Genomic DNA, 17,439 nt, shown 5'->3' on the forward strand with positions numbered 1-17,439 from the left:
AATTTCTGCGAGTCGCCTCCATGAGCGCCGGACCAGCCCCCCGCACCTCCGTGAAGAGCGGCCCCGCCGCAGGCCGGACCGCCCTGAGCCGTCCCCCGCGCGCGGTACTGCTGCTGCTCGCGGCCGGGATCGCCCTGGCGGCGCTGAACCTGCGCACCGCCATCACCAGCGTCGGCCCCGTGCTCGACGAGGTCACCGCCGGACTGGGCATGACCGGGGTCGGCGCGGGGATCCTCACCACCCTGCCGGTGCTGTGCTTCGCGCTCTTCGGCGGCCTGACCCCCGCCCTGGCCCGCCGCCTGGGCGAGCACCACCTGCTGGTCTACGCGCTCACCGCCCTCACCGTCGGCCTCGCCGCCCGGGCGGCGGCCCCCGAGCCGTGGATGTTCCTGGCCCTGAGCGTGGTGGCCCTGTCCGGCGGCGCGGTTGGCAACGTCATCCTGCCCGCCCTGGTCAAGGAGCACTTCCCCGACCGCGTGGGCCTCATGACCACCGTGTACACCACCGGCCTGGCGCTGGGCACCACCATCGCCGCCGCGGCCACCGTGCCCCTGGAGCAGTCCACCGGCGAGTGGCGCGCGGCCCTTGGCGCCTACGCCCTCTTCGGCGTCGTGGCCGCCGTCCCCTGGCTGCTGGTGCTGCGCCACGAGCCCGCGCGCGGCGACGCCTCCCAGGCCCTGGGCTTCGGCCAGGTGCTGCGCACCGGCCTGGGCTGGCAGTCCGTCCTCTACTTCGGCACCCAGTCCTCGGTCGCCTACATCATGTTCGGCTGGTACGCGCAGATGCTGCGCGACCAGGGCATGGACGCCCAGAGCGCGGGCCTGGCGCTGTCCTACCTCACCGTCCTGGGCATCCCCATGTCCCTGGTGCTGCCCACGCTGCTGACCCGGACCAGCGACCAGCGCCCCTTCGTGGTGGCCTTCTCCGCCGCCTACCTCGCGGGCCTGGTCGGGCTGTGGTTCGCCCCCCTGTCGGGCGTGTGGGCCTGGACCACGCTCCTGGGGATCGGGATGGGCAGCTTCGTCTTCGCCCTGACCGCCTTCGCGCTGCGCACCCGCACCGGGGCGGGGACGGCGGCGCTCTCGGCCGTCAGCCAGAGCCTGGGCTACCTCATGGGCGGCGCGGGCCCCTTCCTGTTCGGACTGCTGCGCGAGCTCAGCGGCGGCTGGCACGCGCCCCTGCTCCTGCTGGCGGTGCTGGTCGTGGTCAACCTGGCCATGGGCCTGCTGCTGGGCCGCCCCCGCTACCTGGAGGACGCCATCGCCGCCCGCGGCCTCACGAGGGCAGCCAGTCCAGACGGCCGATGAGGTAGACCGAGCCGACGAAGGCCACGACGTCGATGACCGTGTGCGCCACCACCAGGGGCATCACGCGTCCGTGGCGCAGGTAGAACCAGCCGAAGACCAGCCCCATCACCAGGTTGCCGAAGAACATCCCCACGCCCTGGTAGAGGTGGTAGAAGGCGCGCAGCACCGAACTGGCCAGCACCGCCTTCCACGGCGTCCACCCCAGCTGCCCCAGCCGGTGCAGCAGGTAGCCGACCACGATCACCTCCTCCAGGATCCCGTTCTTGGCCGCCTGGAGCACCAGGACGGGCACGTCCCACCAGTTCCCGGCCAGGGTGCTGGGCTGGATCGTGACCGTCAGTCCCAGCTGCCAGGAGACCACGTACAGCGCCAGGCCGCTCAGACCGATCAGCGCGGCCAGCAGGGCGCCGGTGCCCAGGTCGAAGCCGGGACGGCGCACGTCGAAGCCGATCGTGGCCGAGGAGTCGCCCGAGCGGCGCAGGAGGTAGGCCACCAGCAGCACCGGGACCAGGGCGTTGGCCAACGCGAACAGCTGCCAGGACAGGTCCAGCCACGGGCGCTCCTGATCGGCGCGGGGGCGCACCAGACTGGCGGTCTGCTCGGCCAGGGACTGGGGCTCGGTGAGCACGCCGAGGAAGGAGATGGTCGCCGAGACCGCCGCGGCGCCCAGGGACAGGGCGAGCACGCACAGGATCTCCCAGCGCAGCAGGCCGCGCTCGACGGGGGCGGAGGGGGCGGGCGGCGCCCCCGGGGGCAGTTCGGCGTCGGGGGTGTGGGTCTTGTCGGTCACGGGTTGCAATGTACGCGCTGTCGGCGGGGCCGGTGACCTTGGGGGAGCGGGGCGGGCCGGAGACGCGCCGGGGCGCGGCCTGAGAGCTCGCCCCGGCCCGTCCGGCCGTGCCGCCGGGAGCGGTCAGTCGGTGTCGTTGTTCTCCATGTCGCCCTCGCCGCCGTTGTCCTCGTTCCCGCCGTCGTCGTCCTCGCCGCCGTCCTGGTTGTTCTCCTGGCCGCCGTCGTCCTCGTCGCCCTGGTCGTCGCCCGGGGTGTCCACGGTCGGGGCGTCGGCCCCCTCGGGGTCCTCGCAGGCCGCGACGCCGAACACGGCCACGGCGGCGATCGCCGAGCCCGCCAGTGCCCGGCGCAGGGCGGTCAGGGTCTGCCTGCTGATGTCCTCGAACCTCATCGCTGACTCCCTCGGGTCGCGGCTCGTGCCGGGGGTCCGCCCGGGCCTGGGCGGCGGGCACGAGCCGGGTGTTATCCGTCCGTGACCCACCTTAGGGCGTGCTCCGTGTCCGTGGCCAGAAGAGCGCGGAGGGTGACGGCCTTCGAAGTGGCGGGGGTGCGTCGCCCGGCGCCCGGAGGGAGGGGCCGGGACCGGCGGGGGAGGGGGGAGAGGGCCCGCACCGCCGCTCGGGGCGTGCCCGGCGGCGGCAGCGGGTCAGCGGGGCTCAGTCGTCGCCGTCGTCGTCGCCACCGTCATCGTCTCCGCCGTCGTCTCCGTCGTCCCCGCCGTCGTCCCCGCCGTCGTCTCCGCCGTCGTCATCGTCGTCGCCCTGTTCGACGTTCACGTTCGGCATGAGGTCGTCACAGGCCGCGGTGCCCAGGACCACGACGGTGGCCAGGGCGCCCACGGCGAGCACCCGGCGCAGTGTGGCCAGGGCGGCGAGGAGCGGTTCGAACATCTTCAAGTCAGGCCTCCGGTTCTCCGGGTGGGCCGCGGGGGGCGCGGCCCGGTGCAGCCGTCAGCGTAGGTCCCGGCCGCGCGGGGGGCCAGTGCGTCCCCTTTCCTCCGGGGACCGAACCCGTGCCCGGGACGACCGAAAACGGACGCGGCGGACACTCCGGGCACGGTACGGAACAAGCCGCCGGCCATGCGCGTGTGACACGGAGCGCGCATGGCCGACGGCTAGGGGGCGGAGGCCGCCCGCCCCGCCCCAGCCACGAAAGCGGGGAGGGACGGCCTCCTGGGAACGAAGACCAGTGTCAGTGAGCCGCTGAGAACTGGTCTTCCTCGGTGGAGCCGGTGAGAGCCGTGGTGCTGGCCTCGGGGGAGATGGTCGTGCTGATGGAGTCGAAGTAGCCGGTGCCGACCTCGCGCTGGTGGCGGGTGGCGGTGTAGCCCTGGGCCTCGGCCGCGAACTCGGCCTCCTGGAGCTGGACGTACGAGGTCATCCCGTTCTGGGCGTAGCCCTTGGCCAGGTTGAACATCGAGTGGTTGAGCGAGTGGAAGCCCGCCAGGGTGATGAACTGGAACTTGTAGCCCATGTGGCCCAGCTCGCGCTGGAACTTGGCGATGGTCGCGTCGTCCAGGTGGCGCTTCCAGTTGAAGGACGGCGAGCAGTTGTAGGCCAGCATCTGGTCCGGGTACTCGGCCTTGATCCGCTCGGCGAAGTCGCGGGCGACCTCCAGGTCCGGGGTCGCGGTCTCCATCCACAGCAGGTCGGAGTGCGGGGCGTAGGCCAGGCCGCGGGCCACGCAGGCCTCGACGCCGTTGCGGAAGCGGTAGAAGCCCTCGGCGGTGCGCTCGCCCGTGATGAAGGGCTGGTCGCGCTCGTCGACGTCGCTGGTGATCAGGGTCGCGGCCTGGGCGTCGGTCCGCGCGATGACCAGGGACGGGACACCGGCGACGTCCGCGGCCAGGCGGGCGGCGTTGAGCGTCTTGACGTGCTGACCGGTGGGGATGAGGACCTTGCCGCCCAGGTGGCCGCACTTCTTCTCGGAGGCCAGCTGGTCCTCCCAGTGCACGCCCGCCGCCCCGGAGGCGATCATGCCCCGCATCAGCTCGTAGGCGTTGAGGACGCCGCCGAACCCGGCCTCGGCGTCGGCCACGATCGGGGCGAGCCACTCGGGCGCGCTGTCGTCGCCCTCGGCCCAGGTGATCTGGTCGGCGCGCATCAGCGCGTTGTTGATGCGGCGGACCACGGCCGGGACCGAGTTGGCCGGGTACAGGCTCTGGTCCGGGTAGGTGTTGCCCGAGAGGTTGGCGTCGGCCGCGACCTGCCAGCCGGAGAGGTAGATGGCCTTCAGTCCGGCGCGGACCTGCTGGACCGCCTGGTTGCCGGTGAGGGCGCCGAGGGTGTTGACGTAGTCCTTGGTGTGGAGCAGGTCCCACAGGCGCTCCGCGCCGCGGCGGGCCAGGGTGTGCTCCTCGGTGACCGAACCGCGGAGCTTGACCACGTCGTCGGCGGAGTAGGTGCGCTCGATACCGGCCCACCGGGGGTTGGTCTCCCAGTCGCGCTGGAGTTCGGCGCTGGCTTCCTGTCGTCGAGCGCTGGTGCCCATGTTCGATCCCGCCTTACGTGTAGTCCCCAAGTGTTCACACCGGTCGAGAAGGCCAGGTCAGAGCCAGGGGGCTGAGCCCTGAGCGGTAAGTTCCCCGCCGGTAACTAGATTCTTGGGGAAGTTCCGAGGCTTTTCCACTGGAAATCTTGCGAAGATCGTCGATTCTTTCCGTACTATGAAGCCATGGCGTACTTTGGTGCTGAAGAAATACCGTCTTTGACAGGTGACCTGGATCTCGTCACCTTTGGCCAGCGGCTCCGCCATCTGCGGCGGGCGCGCGGCCTCACCCTCTCCGACCTGGGCGAACGCGTGGGCCGGGCACCCTCCCAGCTCTCCCTGCTGGAGAACGGCAAGCGCGAGCCCAAGCTCTCCCTCCTCACCTCCCTGGCCTCCGCCCTGGGCGTCTCGGTGGAGGAACTGCTGTCCAAGCAGCCCCCGAGCCGCCGCGCGCAGCTGGAGATCGCGGTCGAGGAGGCCCAGCGCGACACGGTCTACCAGGACCTGAACCTGCCGCACCTGAGGATCGGCAAGCGGGTCCCCAACGACGTGCTCGAACACATCGTGGGCCTGTACGGGGAGCTCCGGCGGCGCAGCGCCAAGCCGACGGCCACCCCCGAGGAGGCGCGCCGGGCCAACGCCGACCTGCGCCGTCAGATGCGCGAGCGCGGCAACTACTTCGAGGGCATCGAGAAGGCGGCGGCCCAGACCCTCGACGCCGTCAACTACACCGCGGGGGCCCTGTCCCAGGGGCAGATCCTCGCCATCGCCACCCACCACGGGTTCTCCCTCAAGTACGTGCAGGACCTGCCCCGCTCGGTGCGCTCCCTCACCGACCACGTCAACCGGCGCATCTACCTCAAGCGCGAGACCACGCTGGGCATGCACAGCCCGCGCACGATCCTGCTCCAGACCCTGGGCCACGTCGTGCTGGGCCACGGCAGGCCGCGCGACTTCGGCGACTTCCTGCGCCAGCGGGTGGAGGCCAACTACTTCGCCGCCGCCGTCCTCATCCCCGAGTCCACCGCGGTGCGCTACCTCCAGGAGGCCAAGCAGGCCCGCGACCTGTCGGTGGAGGACCTGCGCGACGTGTACTCGGTCTCCTACGAGATGGCCGCGCACCGGTTCACCAACCTGGCCCACCGCCACCTGGACCTGGTCTGCCACTTCATCCGCAACGACGAGACCGGCATCATCTACAAGGCCTACGAGAACGACGGCCTCGTCTTCCCCACCGACGACACCGGGGCCATCGAGGGCCAGCGCATGTGCCGCCAGTGGTCGGGGCGCCAGGTCTTCGCCTCACCCGACCGCTACTCGATCTACTACCAGTACACGGACAAGCCCAACGGCACCCACTGGTGCGTGGCGCACGTGGACCCCAGCCGCGAGCGCAACTTCGCCATCACCCTGGGCGTGCCCTACAAGGAGTCGCGCTGGTTCCGCGGGCGCGAGACCACCAACCGCACCAAGTCCAACTGCCCCAGCGGTGAGTGCTGCGTGCACCCGCCCGCGGACCTGGCCGCGCGCTGGGAGGGCAACGTGTGGCCGTCGGCCCGCGCGCACTCCCACGTGCTCTCGGCGCTGCCCTCGGGGACCTTCCCGGGCGTGGACGAGCACGACGTCTACACCTTCCTGGAGAAGCACAGCCTCGACTGAGCGGCGGGTCCGGAAGGCGCGTGCGAGGAGACCGGGAGTCGGCGGGCGTTGACCCCGGCCCCCTCACACGTGCGGGTGTGGCGTTGTGGCGTGCGGAGCTGGCTGTTACCGTTGGTAACACGCATTGGCCCCCTCCCTCCCCCCGGAGGGCCCGACAAAGGATGTAAGCGCATGAGTGAGGCCACCGCGCCCGGCTTCAGCCTGGAACCGAGCGAGGACGTCCGCGAGGTCCGGGACTGGACCCACGGGTTCGCCGCCGACGTCATCCGCCCCGCCGCCGCCGAGTGGGACGAGCGGGAGGAGACCCCCTGGCCGATCATCCAAGAGGCCGCCAAGATCGGCCTGTACTCCCTCGACTTCTTCGCCAACCAGTGGCTGGAGCCCAGCGGCATCGGCATCCCCGTGGCCTTCGAGGAGCTGTACTGGGGCGACCCGGGCATCGCCCTGGCCATCACCGGCACCGGCCTGGCCGCGGTGTCCGTCGCCGCCAACGGCACCCAGGAACAGCTCTTCGAGTGGACGCCCCAGATGTTCGGCACCCCCGACGACGTCAAACTCGCCGCGTTCTGCTCCTCCGAACCCGACGCGGGCAGCGACGTCTCGGCCATCCGGACCCGCGCCGTCTACGACCAGGCCAAGGACGAGTGGGTGCTCAACGGCACCAAGACCTGGGCCACCAACGGCGGTATCGCCGACATCCACGTCGTGGTCGCCTCGGTGGAGCCCGAGTTCGGCTCGCGCGGGCAGGCCACGTTCATCGTGCCGCCGAACACGCCCGGGCTCAGCCAGGGGCAGAAGTTCGCCAAGCACGGCATCCGCGCCTCGCACACCGCCGAGGTGGTCCTGGACGACGTGCGCGTGCCCGGCTCGTGCCTGCTGGGCGGCAAGGACAAGCTCGACGAGCGCCTGGCCCGCGCCCGCGAGGGCAGGGGCTCCAAGGGCCAGGCCGCCATGAAGACCTTCGAGGCCTCCCGACCCACGGTCGGCGCGATGGCGGTGGGCTGCGCCCGCGCCGCCTACGAGTACGCCCGCGACTACTCCACCCAGCGCGAGCAGTTCGGCCGCCCGATCGGTGAGAACCAGGGCGTGGCCTTCACCCTGGCGGAGATGGCCACCCGCATCGACGCGGCCCGCCTGCTGGTGTGGCGCGCGGCGTGGATGGCGCGCAACGACAAGGACTTCGACAGCGCGCAGGGTTCGATGAGCAAGCTCTACGCCAGCGAGACCGCCACGTTCGTCACCCAGAACGCGGTGCGCATCCTCGGCGGCAACGGTTACACGAGGGAGTACCCCGTGGAGCGCTGGCACCGCGACGCCACGATCTTCACGATCTTCGAGGGTGCCAGCGAGATCCAGAAGCTCATCATCGGCCGTGCCGTCACCGGCCTAGCGGTGCGCTGACTCCCCAGCGGCAACGGTTACACGAGGGAGTACCCCGTGGAGCGCTGGCACCGCGACGCCACGATCTTCACGATCTTCGAGGGCGCGAGCGAGATCCAGAAGCTCATCATCGGCCGTGCCGTCACGGGCCTGCCGGTGCGCTGACGTCGCGCGGGCGGGACGGTCGTGCGGGCGACCCCACGCGGAGCGGCGGCCCGTCCGGCCCGTCCCCGCCCGTGCTCGGACGCCGGGAGTTTCCGTGGTGAACCGGTGACGGAGTGAGGTCGCCGCTCCTATGCTGACGCCATGAACCTCCCGCACCTGCGCTTCGCCGCGTTCGTACTGCCGCTCGCCGCCCTGACCGCCTGCTCGTCCCCGAGCCAGCAGGAACAGGACGCCTCCTCCGCGGCCGCTGAGCCCCCGGCCTCCGCGTCGCCCTCCGCCCCGGCCTCCCCGAGCGCCTCGCCCTCCGCGTCCGTCAGCCTGCCCACCCTGGCGGACCTGCCGGAAGAGGGCAGGGACCTCGCCTCCTGTGAGGACGGGCAGTGCCGGGTTACCGTCGAGCCCGGTGACCGGATCCCGGTTCCGGAGGAGGCGGGCGGCACGGAGATCGTGATCGGGTCGATCGCCGGGGGAGAGGTGACGTTCCAGCAGAACCGCTCCGATGGTGGCTCGACCACGATCACGCTGAAGGAGGCCGGTCAGGGCAGCGGCATGCTCGCGGACGGGAACAGGTTCACCCTGGCCTTCCCCGAGATCGGCGACGGCGAGGCCGTCATGCAGGTCGACGTCTGACTCCCGCCCGCTGGAACGCCTGCGCGCCCGCCTGCTCCGACGCCTGGCCGGGGTCTCCCGCTGGTCTCACCGCTTCCACGCCCAGAGCGCGGTGCCCGTCCTCGGCGGCAACGGTTACACGAGGGAGTACCCCGTGGAGCGCTGGCACCGCGACGCCACGATCTTCGGGGCGCCAGCGAGATCCAGAAGCTCATCATCGGCCGCGCCGTCACCGGCCTGCCGGTGCGCTGACGTCGCGCGGGCGGGACGGTCGTGCGGGCGACCCCACGCGGAGGGGCGGGCCGTCCGGCCCGCCCCCGCCCGTCCGGGCCCGCCGGGCCGCCCTGGCCGGTACGGACATCCGGCACCTAACCTGGCTCCCATGAACGCCACCGCGGGCAACGGCGCCCCCACCCTCACCATCCCCGCCGGATACAACGGCCCCGACGGGTCGGGCAACGGCGGCTACACGGCGGGACTGCTCGCCGCGCGGCTGACCGTCGTCGGCGGACCGGCCGTCCAGGTCACCCTGCGCACCCCGCCGCCCCTGGACCGCCCGCTGACGGTGGAGGGCGGCCCCGAGGGCGCCCTGCGGCTGACCGACCCCGGCGCCGAGGAGGGCGCCCGCCTGGTGGCCGAGGCGGTGACCGCCGACCTCCCGGGCACCTCCGTCATTCCCGGTGGCCCCGTCACCGTGCCCGAGGCCCGCGAGGCCGAGCACCGCTACGCGGGGCTGACCGCGCACCCCTTCCCGCGCTGCTACAGCTGCGGCCCCGAACGCGCCGAGGGCGAGGGCCTGCGCCTGTTCGCCGGTTCCGTGCGTCCGGGCACCGGCCCCGACGGGGTCGGCAACACCGTCGCCTGCGCCTGGGCCCCGCACCCCTCCCTGGACGAGGGCTCCGGCACGGTCGGACTCGCCCAGGTGTGGGCCGCCCTGGACTGCCCCGGCGGCTGGTCCAGCGACGTCTCCGGCCGCCCCGCCCTCCTGGGCCGCATCACCGTCCGCGTGGACGAGGCGCCCCGGACCGGGGAGGTCCACGTGGTGATGGGGCACCTGGAGGCGGTCGACGGCCGCAAGATCACCACCGGCAGCGCCCTCTACGACGGCACGGGCCGCCTCCTGGCCCTGGCCAGGGCCACCTGGATCGCGCTCCGGGCCTGATCCGGGCCCCGCGAGCCGCTACGGTGAACCCTTGTGGCACTCGAACGCGCGCGGCGGACCGCGCTGACCGACAGCAGTGACGCCTCCGGCGCTCCCGTGCCGGAGGCCCCCGCCCCGCGCGGGGGGAGGGGTGCGCGCGGACGCGACCCCGAGCGGCGCCGCGCCATCCTGGACGCGGCCGACCGGGTGATCCAGCGCGACGGCCCGGACGCGTCGATGCTGGCCATCGCGGCCGAGGCCGGGATCAGCAAGCCGATCCTGTACCGGCACTTCGGGGACAAGGGCGGCCTGTACCGGGCGCTCGCCCGGCGCCACGTGGACCCGCTCATCGAGCGCATCCGCGAGGAGCTGCACCAGCACACCGAGTTCGAGGTCCGCGCCCGTGCCACGGTCGGCGCCTACCTGTCGATGATCTCCCAGAACCTCAACCTCTACCGGTTCCTGATGGACCGGGCCACCTCCGAGGACTCCCGGACCCGCGGCGACCTGGGCATGATGGTCCGCCGCCTGGGCGAGGAGCTCGCCGACCAGCTCGTCGCCGAACAGCGCGTCGGCGACCGCCCGCGCTCCCAGATCGTCGCGCACGCCGTCGTGGGCATGGTGCAGGCGGCGGGGGAGTGGTGGCTGGAGCACCCCGAGGTCGGGGAGGAGGAGATCATCGACGACCTCACCGCAGCGGTGGTCGGCGCCATCCGCGCCAGCCAGACCTAGAGGGCTTTTCCGCCGACCCCCTTGACCTGGAGTGCGCTCCAGGTCCCATGCTTTCTCTTCATGAGGGACTACTACACGCCGGGCCAGGTCGCCGAACGCTTCGGCCTCACCCTGGACACCCTGCGCTACTACGAGAAGGCGGGGCTGCTCCGCCGGGTGGAGCGCGCTCCCAGCGGGCACCGCCGCTACCGGGCCGACGACGTCGAGCTGCTCGACATGATCCGGTGCCTGCGCGGGACCGACATGCCCATCGTCCGCCTGCGCGAGTTCGCCGAGCTCATCCGCGAGGGCGAGCACACCGTTCCCGACCGGCTGGACCTGCTCCAGGGCCACCAGGAGCGGCTGGACGAGCGCATGGAGGAGATGCGCCGGTGCCAGAAGGTGATCCAGCACAAGATCGACTACTACCGCGGCGTGCTCGCCGCGCACACCCCCGAACCCCTCAAGGAGACCTCCTGATGCGCTACACCACCATCGGCGACCGCCGCGTCAGCGCCCTGTGCCTGGGGGCGATGAAGTTCGGCAGCGAGACCGACGACGCCACCTCCGCCGCGCTGCTCGACCGCTTCGTGGCGGCCGGGGGCACCTTCGTGGACACCGCCGACTGCTACCAGTTCTGGGTGGAGGGCTTCGAAGGGCACGAGAGCGAGACCTTCCTGGGCCGGTGGCGGCGCGAGCGCGGCGTCACCGACGAGGTGGTCATCGCCACCAAGCTCGGGGCGCAGCCCACCGTGCCCGGCACCGGCGCGGAGACGAAGGAGGGCCTGTCGGCGCGGGCCGTGGCGACGGCCGCCGAGCGCAGCCGCGAGCGTCTGGGCGTGGACCGCCTGGACGTGCTCTACGCCCACAACGAGGACCCGAGGACCCCGCTCTCCGAGACCCTGGAGGCCTTCGCCGAGCTGGTCGGCGAGGGCTCCGTCTCCCACCTGGGGCTGAGCAACCACCGCACCTGGAAGCTGGAGAGGGCCCGCGCCGTCACCGAGGCCCGGGGCTGGCCGCGCCCCCGTGTGCTCCAGTACCGGTACAGCTACCTCCAGCCCCGCCTCGACCTGCCGCTGCGGTCCGCGGGCCACATGCACGCCACGCCCGAACTCCTGGACTTCGTCCGCGCCGAGGCGGCCGAGGGCCGCGAGCACACGCTGGTCGCCTACACCTCCCTGCTGTGGGGCGCCTACACCCGTCCGGAGAAGGCCGCCGAGCTGGACCGGGCCTACGACCACCCGGGGACCCCCGCCCGCCTGGCCGTCCTGGACGAGGTCGCCCGGGAGACCGGCGCCACCCGCAACCAGGTCGTGCTCGCCTGGCTGATGGGCGGTGACCCGAAGGTGGTGCCGCTGGTGGGGGTGAGCTCCCTGGAACAGCTGGACGAGGCGATCGAGGCCACCGACCTGGTGCTCAGCGACGAGCAGTGGAGGCGCATGGCCGAGGCGGGGTAGTGGGTTGGCCGACGGAGAAGCTGGGCCGCCACCGCGTCGCAGCGTTGTCCACAGGGGGAGGACTCGACCTGGCGGGCGAGAGGACGGCCGGTCACACTGGACTCGGGGGCGCGTGCGGTGCCCACAGGCGAGGCGCAGCGCCCCCGGATCAAGGTTAGGCCGTCTCCACCGGGCGGCACCAGCCCGTCCCTCACTCTGTGGAAAACAGCCCGTCCCTCACTCTGTGGACGACCCGGCCCCGCCTGCCGCCTGCCCGGAAGGACGGGCATGGCCGGGGCCGGTCACCAGTCCCGGACAAACCACGTGTAACACCTCATATGTATTCATGCGCGGTTTTCACCATCCTTTGACCGGATACCTTCCCTAGTGGCGGCGGAGCGGCCGCGCCGCCTCGGTCCGCGAACCCGTGGGAGGGGCGACTTGCCCGACAGCACGTACCACCAGATCCACTTCGCCTGGGCCGAACCCACCCTCCTCGGCCGGTTCGGCCCCGGGCCGGCCGCCTCCTCCCTCCCCGAGGCCGAGCAGCCCGTCCTGCGTTCCTGGCGCGACCGCCTCGTCCCCGCGCTCACCGCCGACTACCGCTCCGCGCTGCCCGACACCGACCCGGGGGAGTACCCCGAGACCCTCTGGGCGCGCACCTACCCCGACGGGCAGGCCGCGCTGGTCTACCGCTGGCCCGGCGACGTCCGGTCCGCGCACGCCTGGGCGATCGTGGGGTCCGCGCACGGACTGACCCTGCCGCGGCTGCTCTCCCTGCACGAGAACCCCCACACCCGCCCGGCCCCGCGCCGCCCCCCGGCACCGGGCTGGGCGACCATGGACACCCTGCCCACGCCCGAACCCTGGGAGCGCACCGCCGCACCCGGGGCCGTGCGCACCCGCGACCGTCGCGCCGCCGAGACCACCGTCGAGGACGAACCCCTCCTGGTGGGCGCGGTGGCCGCCGCCCTGTACCGGCCCGACGCGCCGATCCACATCACCCTGGCGCCCGAGCGGGCCGACCTGTGGCAGGCGGTGCAGCTGCGCTTCCTGTGGGGCGTGCACCGGGTGCTGCACGACGTGCTCACCCCGCCCCGCGCCATTCCCGCGGCCGGGTGGAGCTGGTCGTTCTCCACCTACGACCCGGTACTGGGCACCGCCGACGGCCAGCACCTGGCCTTCGGCCCGCCGGTCGCCGACGTGTCCGGGCCCTTCCTGGAACCCCCGGCCCCCGACTACCGCGCGGTCGCCGAGGGGCTCGTGTCCGTCCTGCGGGAGGAGGGCGGGGACGCGCTCGCCCGCCACCTGGCCGAGCGCGGCGTCCCCGAGGCCCCGACCTTCGCCGACCGGCGCGCGCTGCTGCGCGACTGGCTCGACCCGCGGCCCCGGCGGTTCGACGACGTCCCCGTCCCCGAACAGCTGCCGGACGAGGACGGCCCGGACGGTGGGGCGTTCCTGCCCGAGCTGCCCGAGGTCGAGGTCCCGGGGGAGGAGGAGACCGGTCCGTGGCCGCTCTCCGGGTCCCGCGTTCCCGTGGGTCGCCCGGGCCTGAAGGCGGACGGGGCCCCGGGCGACGCCGTCCCGGGCGTGCCCGGCGGCCAGCGCTCCCTGAAGGGGATCACCGAGGAGGGCGTGGAGTCCTCTGCCGCGGGGACAGGCGGCGGGCGGCGGCGCGGGGATGGCCGCGTGGATCCCGCTGTGCCTGAGGCTGAGGGGACACTCGGGGACGACGAGGCGCACCGGGAGAGCCGGACGCACGGGGGAAGCGAGGCGGACGGGGACAACGAGGCGCTCTGGCCCGAGCCCGTGACCGAACGCCTGCCGGAGGAACCGGGAACCGACGGCTCCGGTGACGCCCCGCGGCGCCCGGAACCGCGCATCGCACCCGCGCGGGAGCGGACGTCCGCGGCCCCGGAGAGCCCTTCCGCGCGGTCCGGCGTCTTCGGGGCGCCCGAACCCCACCGCAGGCCGCGTCTGGTCCCGGACACCAGCGACCAACGGGATTCCGCCCACGCCTTCGAACACCGTGAGCACGCCTCCGGGACCGAGGACGCGGAGCGGAGCGATTTCCGGGCCGCTGACGCGCCGATGCCGCACGAGCCGGAGGCGGAGCCGTCCGGGGAGGGCGGACCGCGGGCCTCCCGAAGTGGCCGGGAGTCCTTCCTGTTCCTCGGCCGCGGCAGACGTGCCGTTCCGGAGGCGGACGAGTCCGGGTCCCAGGGCGAAGCGCCACGGGACGGATCCGCGTCCGCGTCCGCGTCCGAGTTCGCGGGCGGAACGCCGGGGGACAGGGACGCGGAGGCGTCACCGGCCCCGGCCCAGGACACCTTCGGAACGGGCGGGACGGCAAGCCTTGCCCGCGAGTCCGCACCGCCACCCGAATCCCTCGAACACCAACAGCCACACGCCCCCGCGGACGAGTGGACCATCGCCGCCTCCCCCAGAACGCAGGGGGCCCCGCCGGACCGAAGGACCGCGGACCACGACCCGGCTCCGGGCCCCGGCCTCACGGACGGCCCCGAGGACCGGGCTCCCGCCGACGCGCCGCCCCTGCCGGTGGTCCCCGACGCGGAGGCCGACCTCTCGCGCCGGGCGCCGCTCGACTACGCGGCCGAGACCGAACCCGACCCGGAACACTTCCCCGACGACGAGGTCTCCGAGGACAACTGGCCCACCCAGTACGTCGACCTCCCCCTGGCCCGGCTGGAGCGCTGGCACCACCGGCACGGACCCGAGGGCGCCCGGATCGACGTGGTCGACGCCCGCGCCGCCGTCCGCGCCGAACGCGCCGAACTCCAGCGGGTCCGCGAGGAGCGCGACCACTACCACGCGGAGGTCCAGGACCTGCGCCGCGAGGTCGCCCGCCTGGACCGGCCCTGGCTGGACCGGGCGGACGGGGAGGAGGACCTCCCCGAGGCGCCCAGCCCCCGCCGCTGGCCCTCCCGCGTCCTGGTCCTGATCCTCCTGGCGGCCTTCCTGGCCACCGGGCTGGAGGCGGGCGCACGCTTCGGCCTGGGCGCCGTGGACCTGTTCGGACTGCTGGGCGCCGCGATCACCGACGCTTCCTGGTGGCCCCTCTGAGCGGTGGCCCCTCTGTCAACGGAACCGGAACCCGGCCCACCGGCCTCACCCCTCGGCGGTCCCGGCCAGGCGCTCCAGCACCCGCGGCAGCTCCCCGGTGTGCGCCACCGCCAGCCGCCGCGTGGCCCGGGTGACCGCCACGTACAGGTCGTTGCCGCCGCGCGGCTGCGCCAGCACCGCCTCCGGTTCCACGACCACCACCGCGTCGAACTCCAGCCCCTTGGACTCGGTCGCGGTCAGCACCACCACCGCCTCCTCCAGGGAGTCGCGGACCCGCCCGGAGGCCGTCGTCCCCGGCCGCGCGGCCCCCGGCAGCGCCGCCGCCACCGCATCCGCGTGCCGGTCCGAGGTGATCACCGCGATCCGGCCCTCACCGATCGCGGCCGCCTCCTCCGCCACCAGCGCGGGCAGGTCCGCCGCCAGCGACGCCAGCCGCACCGCGCGCGGCCGGTCGCCCTCCTCGCGCACCGACTCCGGGACCTCCTCGCCCGGAGCGGCCACCCGCAGCACGTCGGCGGCCACCGCCATGATCGGCTCCGGCGTCCGGTAGTTCACCCGCAGCCGCTCCACGTGCACCTTGCCGGGCGCGTAGGGTTCCAGCGCCTCCAGCCACGAACGCGTCCCCGACGCGCTGCCGGTCTGTGCCACGTCCCCCACCACGGTCAACGACCGGGTCGGCACACGCCGCATCACCGTGCGCCAGGCCATCGGCGACAGCTCCTGGGCCTCGTCCACGATCACGTGCCCGTACGTCCACCCCCGGTCCGCGCCCGCCCGGTCCGCGGTGGTGCGCGCGGCCCCGGCGTCCCGGTGGCGCGCCGCCAGCGCGGCCGCGTCCATCATCCGGTCCTCCAACAGGCCCGTGAACTCCAGCACCCCCTGCGCGTACCGCTCCTCCTCGGCCCGCTCGGCGTCCTCACGGCGTTCCCGCGCCCGAGCGGCGCCACCGTCCTCCCCGAGCAGTTCCGCGGCCTCGTCCAGCAGCGGCACGTCCTCCACGCTCCACGGCTCCCCGGCGGAGCGCGCCAGGAGCGCGCACGCGTCCCCGCCGAACCCGGCCCGCGCACCCACCCGCTCCAGCGCCTCGGAGTCGGCGAACAGCGCCCGCAGCAGCCGCTGGGGGGTCAGGTGCGGCCACAAGGCGTCCAGCGCCTTCCGCACCGGGTCCTCCGACCACAGCCGTGCGCCCGCGAACTCCAGGTCCTCCTCGTCCGCGGGCCGCCCGAGCAGGCGCGACTCGGCCCGGGCCAGCTCCGTGAGCAGGGACCTGACCACGTACACGCGCGCGGTGTTGTGGGGCAGGCGCAGTCCCCGCGCGGTCCGCAGCACGCGCTCGCACAGCGCCCCCGGCACGGTGAGCGCGCCCGCGTCGGTCTCCACGACCAGGTCCGCGCCGCCGAACGCCTCCAGCGGCGTGCGTTGGCGGTCGGCCACGGCCGCGTGCACCAGGTCGGCCATCGCCAGGCAGCCCTTCACCGCCGCCGTGCCGTGCGCGTCGCGGCGGGAGGCCGCCACCCCCGGGAACAGCTCCCCGACCGTGCGCATCACCGCGTCGGTCTCCCCCAGGGAGGGCAGCACGTCGCCCACATAGCGCAGGAACGCCGGGTTGGGCCCCACCACCAGCACCCCGCGCCGCTCCAGCACGGCGCGGTGGGTGTAGAGCAGGTAGGCGGCGCGGTGCAGCGCCGCCACGGTCTTGCCGGTGCCGGGCCCGCCCTGGACCACGAGCACCCCGGCCAGCCGGGCGCGGATGACGCGGTCCTGTTCGGCCTGGATGGTGGCGACGATGTCGCCCATCCGCCCGGTCCGGCCCCGGTGCAGCGACGCCAGGAGCGCGGCCTCTCCGACCAGTTGGCGGCGGTCGGTGTCGGTCATCCCGTCGGGGTCGAACACCTCGTCGTCGAGCCCGAGCACCCTGCGACGGCGCACCCGCAGGTGGCGGCGGCGGGTGACCCCGTGCGGGTCGCCGGGGGTGGCGGCGTAGAAGGGGCGGGCGGCCGGGGCCCGCCAGTCCACCAGGATGGTCTCGTACTCGGCGTCGCGCAGGCCGATCCGGCCCACGTACCGGGTCTCGGGCCCGTCGCCTCCGTGGGAGAGGTCGACGCGGCCGAAGCACAGGCCCTCCTCGACCGCCCCCAGCTGGGCGCGGCGGCGCGCCTGCTCGTAGGAGCGGGTCTCGCGCTCCACGAGGGCCGCGTACCCTCCGCGCTCCTGGAGGTGGGCGGAGGCGAGCTGCTCGGAGGTGTGGGCGCGCAGGGCGTCCAGGCGCTCGTACATCGCGCTGATCCTGGCCTGTTCCACGGTCAGGGCCGACGAGGTACCTTCGTCGGCGCCGGCTTGACAGAACTCCATCTGCTTGCTATGCTCCGTACGTTGGGTTTTTTGTGGATGGGTCCAAAAAGCGACAACGGGCTCCGTACCCTAGCACAGCGCCGCGCGCCTCCGCGAGAGCGCTCTCGCGCCCCTCCCTTCTCCGCGCCGCCGCACGGTCCTCTCCCCGTACTCCGGGCCAGCCCCGTGTGCCGTCCGCGTCGCGACCGGACCGGAAAACCTCCGCGTCGGACTCCCCAGCGCACACCGCACCCGCTACACTCGTGCCCATGCGACAGACGACCACCCAGGCTCAGTGGTGGCGCCGCCCCTAGGCGGTGCTCCGAGTTCGCATACC

Annotated in this window: 13 protein-coding genes and 2 pseudogenes; 10 read left to right on the top strand and 5 right to left on the bottom strand. The window is 73.5% G+C overall.

What is annotated here, in order from left to right:
• Positions 1-20 precede the first annotated feature (20 nt).
• Positions 21-1,307 (top strand): CynX/NimT family MFS transporter, encoded by a 1,287-nt coding sequence (locus ACSIH6_RS07475; protein WP_435107488.1) that lies wholly within the window; start codon positions 21-23, stop codon positions 1,305-1,307.
• On the opposite strand, the gene ACSIH6_RS07480 is transcribed toward ACSIH6_RS07475, so the two are convergent.
• The 4 genes from ACSIH6_RS07480 to aceA form a co-directional block, all read right to left on the bottom strand.
• Complete coding sequence (locus ACSIH6_RS07480; protein WP_435107489.1) at positions 1,276-2,097, bottom strand: CPBP family intramembrane glutamic endopeptidase; 822 nt, start codon at positions 2,095-2,097, stop codon at positions 1,276-1,278. The genes ACSIH6_RS07475 and ACSIH6_RS07480 overlap by 32 nt on opposite strands.
• A gap of 123 nt (positions 2,098-2,220) precedes the next feature.
• Positions 2,221-2,490: a hypothetical protein gene (locus ACSIH6_RS07485; RefSeq protein WP_435107490.1), complete on the bottom strand. Its 270-nt coding sequence runs from the start codon at positions 2,488-2,490 to the stop codon at positions 2,221-2,223.
• Positions 2,491-2,755: 265 nt separating this feature from the next.
• The gene (locus tag ACSIH6_RS07490) at positions 2,756-2,989 is read right to left on the bottom strand and encodes a DNA primase (protein ID WP_435107522.1); all 234 of its coding nucleotides are present in this window, start codon (positions 2,987-2,989) and stop codon (positions 2,756-2,758) included.
• Between the two features lie 301 nt (positions 2,990-3,290).
• Complete coding sequence (gene aceA / locus ACSIH6_RS07495) at positions 3,291-4,589, bottom strand: isocitrate lyase (RefSeq protein ID WP_435107491.1); 1,299 nt, start codon at positions 4,587-4,589, stop codon at positions 3,291-3,293.
• Between the two features lie 216 nt (positions 4,590-4,805).
• Between aceA and ACSIH6_RS07500 the strand changes: the two genes are divergently transcribed.
• The 9 genes and pseudogenes from ACSIH6_RS07500 (at position 4,806) to ACSIH6_RS07540 (ending at position 14,771) form a co-directional block, all read left to right on the top strand.
• Positions 4,806-6,245 (top strand): helix-turn-helix domain-containing protein, encoded by a 1,440-nt coding sequence (locus ACSIH6_RS07500; RefSeq protein ID WP_061079084.1) that lies wholly within the window; start codon positions 4,806-4,808, stop codon positions 6,243-6,245.
• A gap of 171 nt (positions 6,246-6,416) precedes the next feature.
• Positions 6,417-7,790, top strand: a pseudogene (locus ACSIH6_RS07505) (acyl-CoA dehydrogenase family protein).
• A gap of 141 nt (positions 7,791-7,931) precedes the next feature.
• Positions 7,932-8,420, top strand: coding sequence for a hypothetical protein (locus tag ACSIH6_RS07510; RefSeq protein WP_435107492.1), 489 nt, complete (start codon positions 7,932-7,934; stop codon positions 8,418-8,420).
• An 88-nt stretch (positions 8,421-8,508) separates the two neighbouring features.
• Positions 8,509-8,651, top strand: a pseudogene (locus ACSIH6_RS07515) (acyl-CoA dehydrogenase family protein); the annotation flags it as partial.
• Positions 8,652-8,781: 130 nt separating this feature from the next.
• The gene (locus tag ACSIH6_RS07520) at positions 8,782-9,561 is read left to right on the top strand and encodes a hypothetical protein (RefSeq protein ID WP_435107493.1); all 780 of its coding nucleotides are present in this window, start codon (positions 8,782-8,784) and stop codon (positions 9,559-9,561) included.
• Between the two features lie 33 nt (positions 9,562-9,594).
• Positions 9,595-10,272 carry a TetR/AcrR family transcriptional regulator gene (locus ACSIH6_RS07525; RefSeq protein WP_435107494.1) on the top strand — a complete coding sequence of 226 codons (678 nt, stop codon included), beginning with the start codon at positions 9,595-9,597 and terminating at the stop codon, positions 10,270-10,272.
• A gap of 60 nt (positions 10,273-10,332) precedes the next feature.
• Entirely contained in the window at positions 10,333-10,731 is a 399-nt protein-coding gene (locus ACSIH6_RS07530) for a MerR family transcriptional regulator (RefSeq protein WP_435107495.1), read from the top strand.
• Positions 10,731-11,708, top strand: a complete 978-nt coding sequence (locus ACSIH6_RS07535; protein WP_435107496.1) for an aldo/keto reductase — start codon at positions 10,731-10,733, stop codon at positions 11,706-11,708. The genes ACSIH6_RS07530 and ACSIH6_RS07535 overlap by 1 nt, the downstream gene beginning before the upstream one ends.
• Before the next feature lie 420 nt (positions 11,709-12,128).
• Entirely contained in the window at positions 12,129-14,771 is a 2,643-nt protein-coding gene (locus ACSIH6_RS07540; protein WP_435107497.1) for a hypothetical protein, read from the top strand.
• Between the two features lie 45 nt (positions 14,772-14,816).
• Here ACSIH6_RS07540 and ACSIH6_RS07545 read toward each other — a convergent pair whose 3' ends face one another.
• Complete coding sequence (locus tag ACSIH6_RS07545; RefSeq protein ID WP_435107498.1) at positions 14,817-17,123, bottom strand: HelD family protein; 2,307 nt, start codon at positions 17,121-17,123, stop codon at positions 14,817-14,819.
• Positions 17,124-17,439 lie beyond the last annotated feature (316 nt).

Source organism: Nocardiopsis synnemataformans (assembly GCF_965343085.1).
Classification (GTDB): Bacteria; Actinomycetota; Actinomycetes; order Streptosporangiales; family Streptosporangiaceae; genus Nocardiopsis; species Nocardiopsis alborubida.

What these genes read in the sequence shown, in the direction of transcription:
- ACSIH6_RS07490 (WP_435107522.1), bottom strand. Translation starts at nt 2,989, where the DNA reads ATGTTCGAACCGCTCCTCGCCGCCCTGGCCACACTGCGCCGGGTGCTC.
- ACSIH6_RS07520 (WP_435107493.1), top strand. Translation starts at nt 8,782, where the DNA reads ATGAACGCCACCGCGGGCAACGGCGCCCCCACCCTCACCATCCCCGCC.
- ACSIH6_RS07475 (WP_435107488.1), top strand. Translation starts at nt 21, where the DNA reads ATGAGCGCCGGACCAGCCCCCCGCACCTCCGTGAAGAGCGGCCCCGCC.
- ACSIH6_RS07545 (WP_435107498.1), bottom strand. Translation starts at nt 17,123, where the DNA reads ATGGAGTTCTGTCAAGCCGGCGCCGACGAAGGTACCTCGTCGGCCCTG.
- ACSIH6_RS07535 (WP_435107496.1), top strand. Translation starts at nt 10,731, where the DNA reads ATGCGCTACACCACCATCGGCGACCGCCGCGTCAGCGCCCTGTGCCTG.
- ACSIH6_RS07530 (WP_435107495.1), top strand. Translation starts at nt 10,333, where the DNA reads ATGAGGGACTACTACACGCCGGGCCAGGTCGCCGAACGCTTCGGCCTC.
- ACSIH6_RS07510 (WP_435107492.1), top strand. Translation starts at nt 7,932, where the DNA reads ATGAACCTCCCGCACCTGCGCTTCGCCGCGTTCGTACTGCCGCTCGCC.
- ACSIH6_RS07485 (WP_435107490.1), bottom strand. Translation starts at nt 2,490, where the DNA reads ATGAGGTTCGAGGACATCAGCAGGCAGACCCTGACCGCCCTGCGCCGG.
- aceA (WP_435107491.1), bottom strand. Translation starts at nt 4,589, where the DNA reads ATGGGCACCAGCGCTCGACGACAGGAAGCCAGCGCCGAACTCCAGCGC.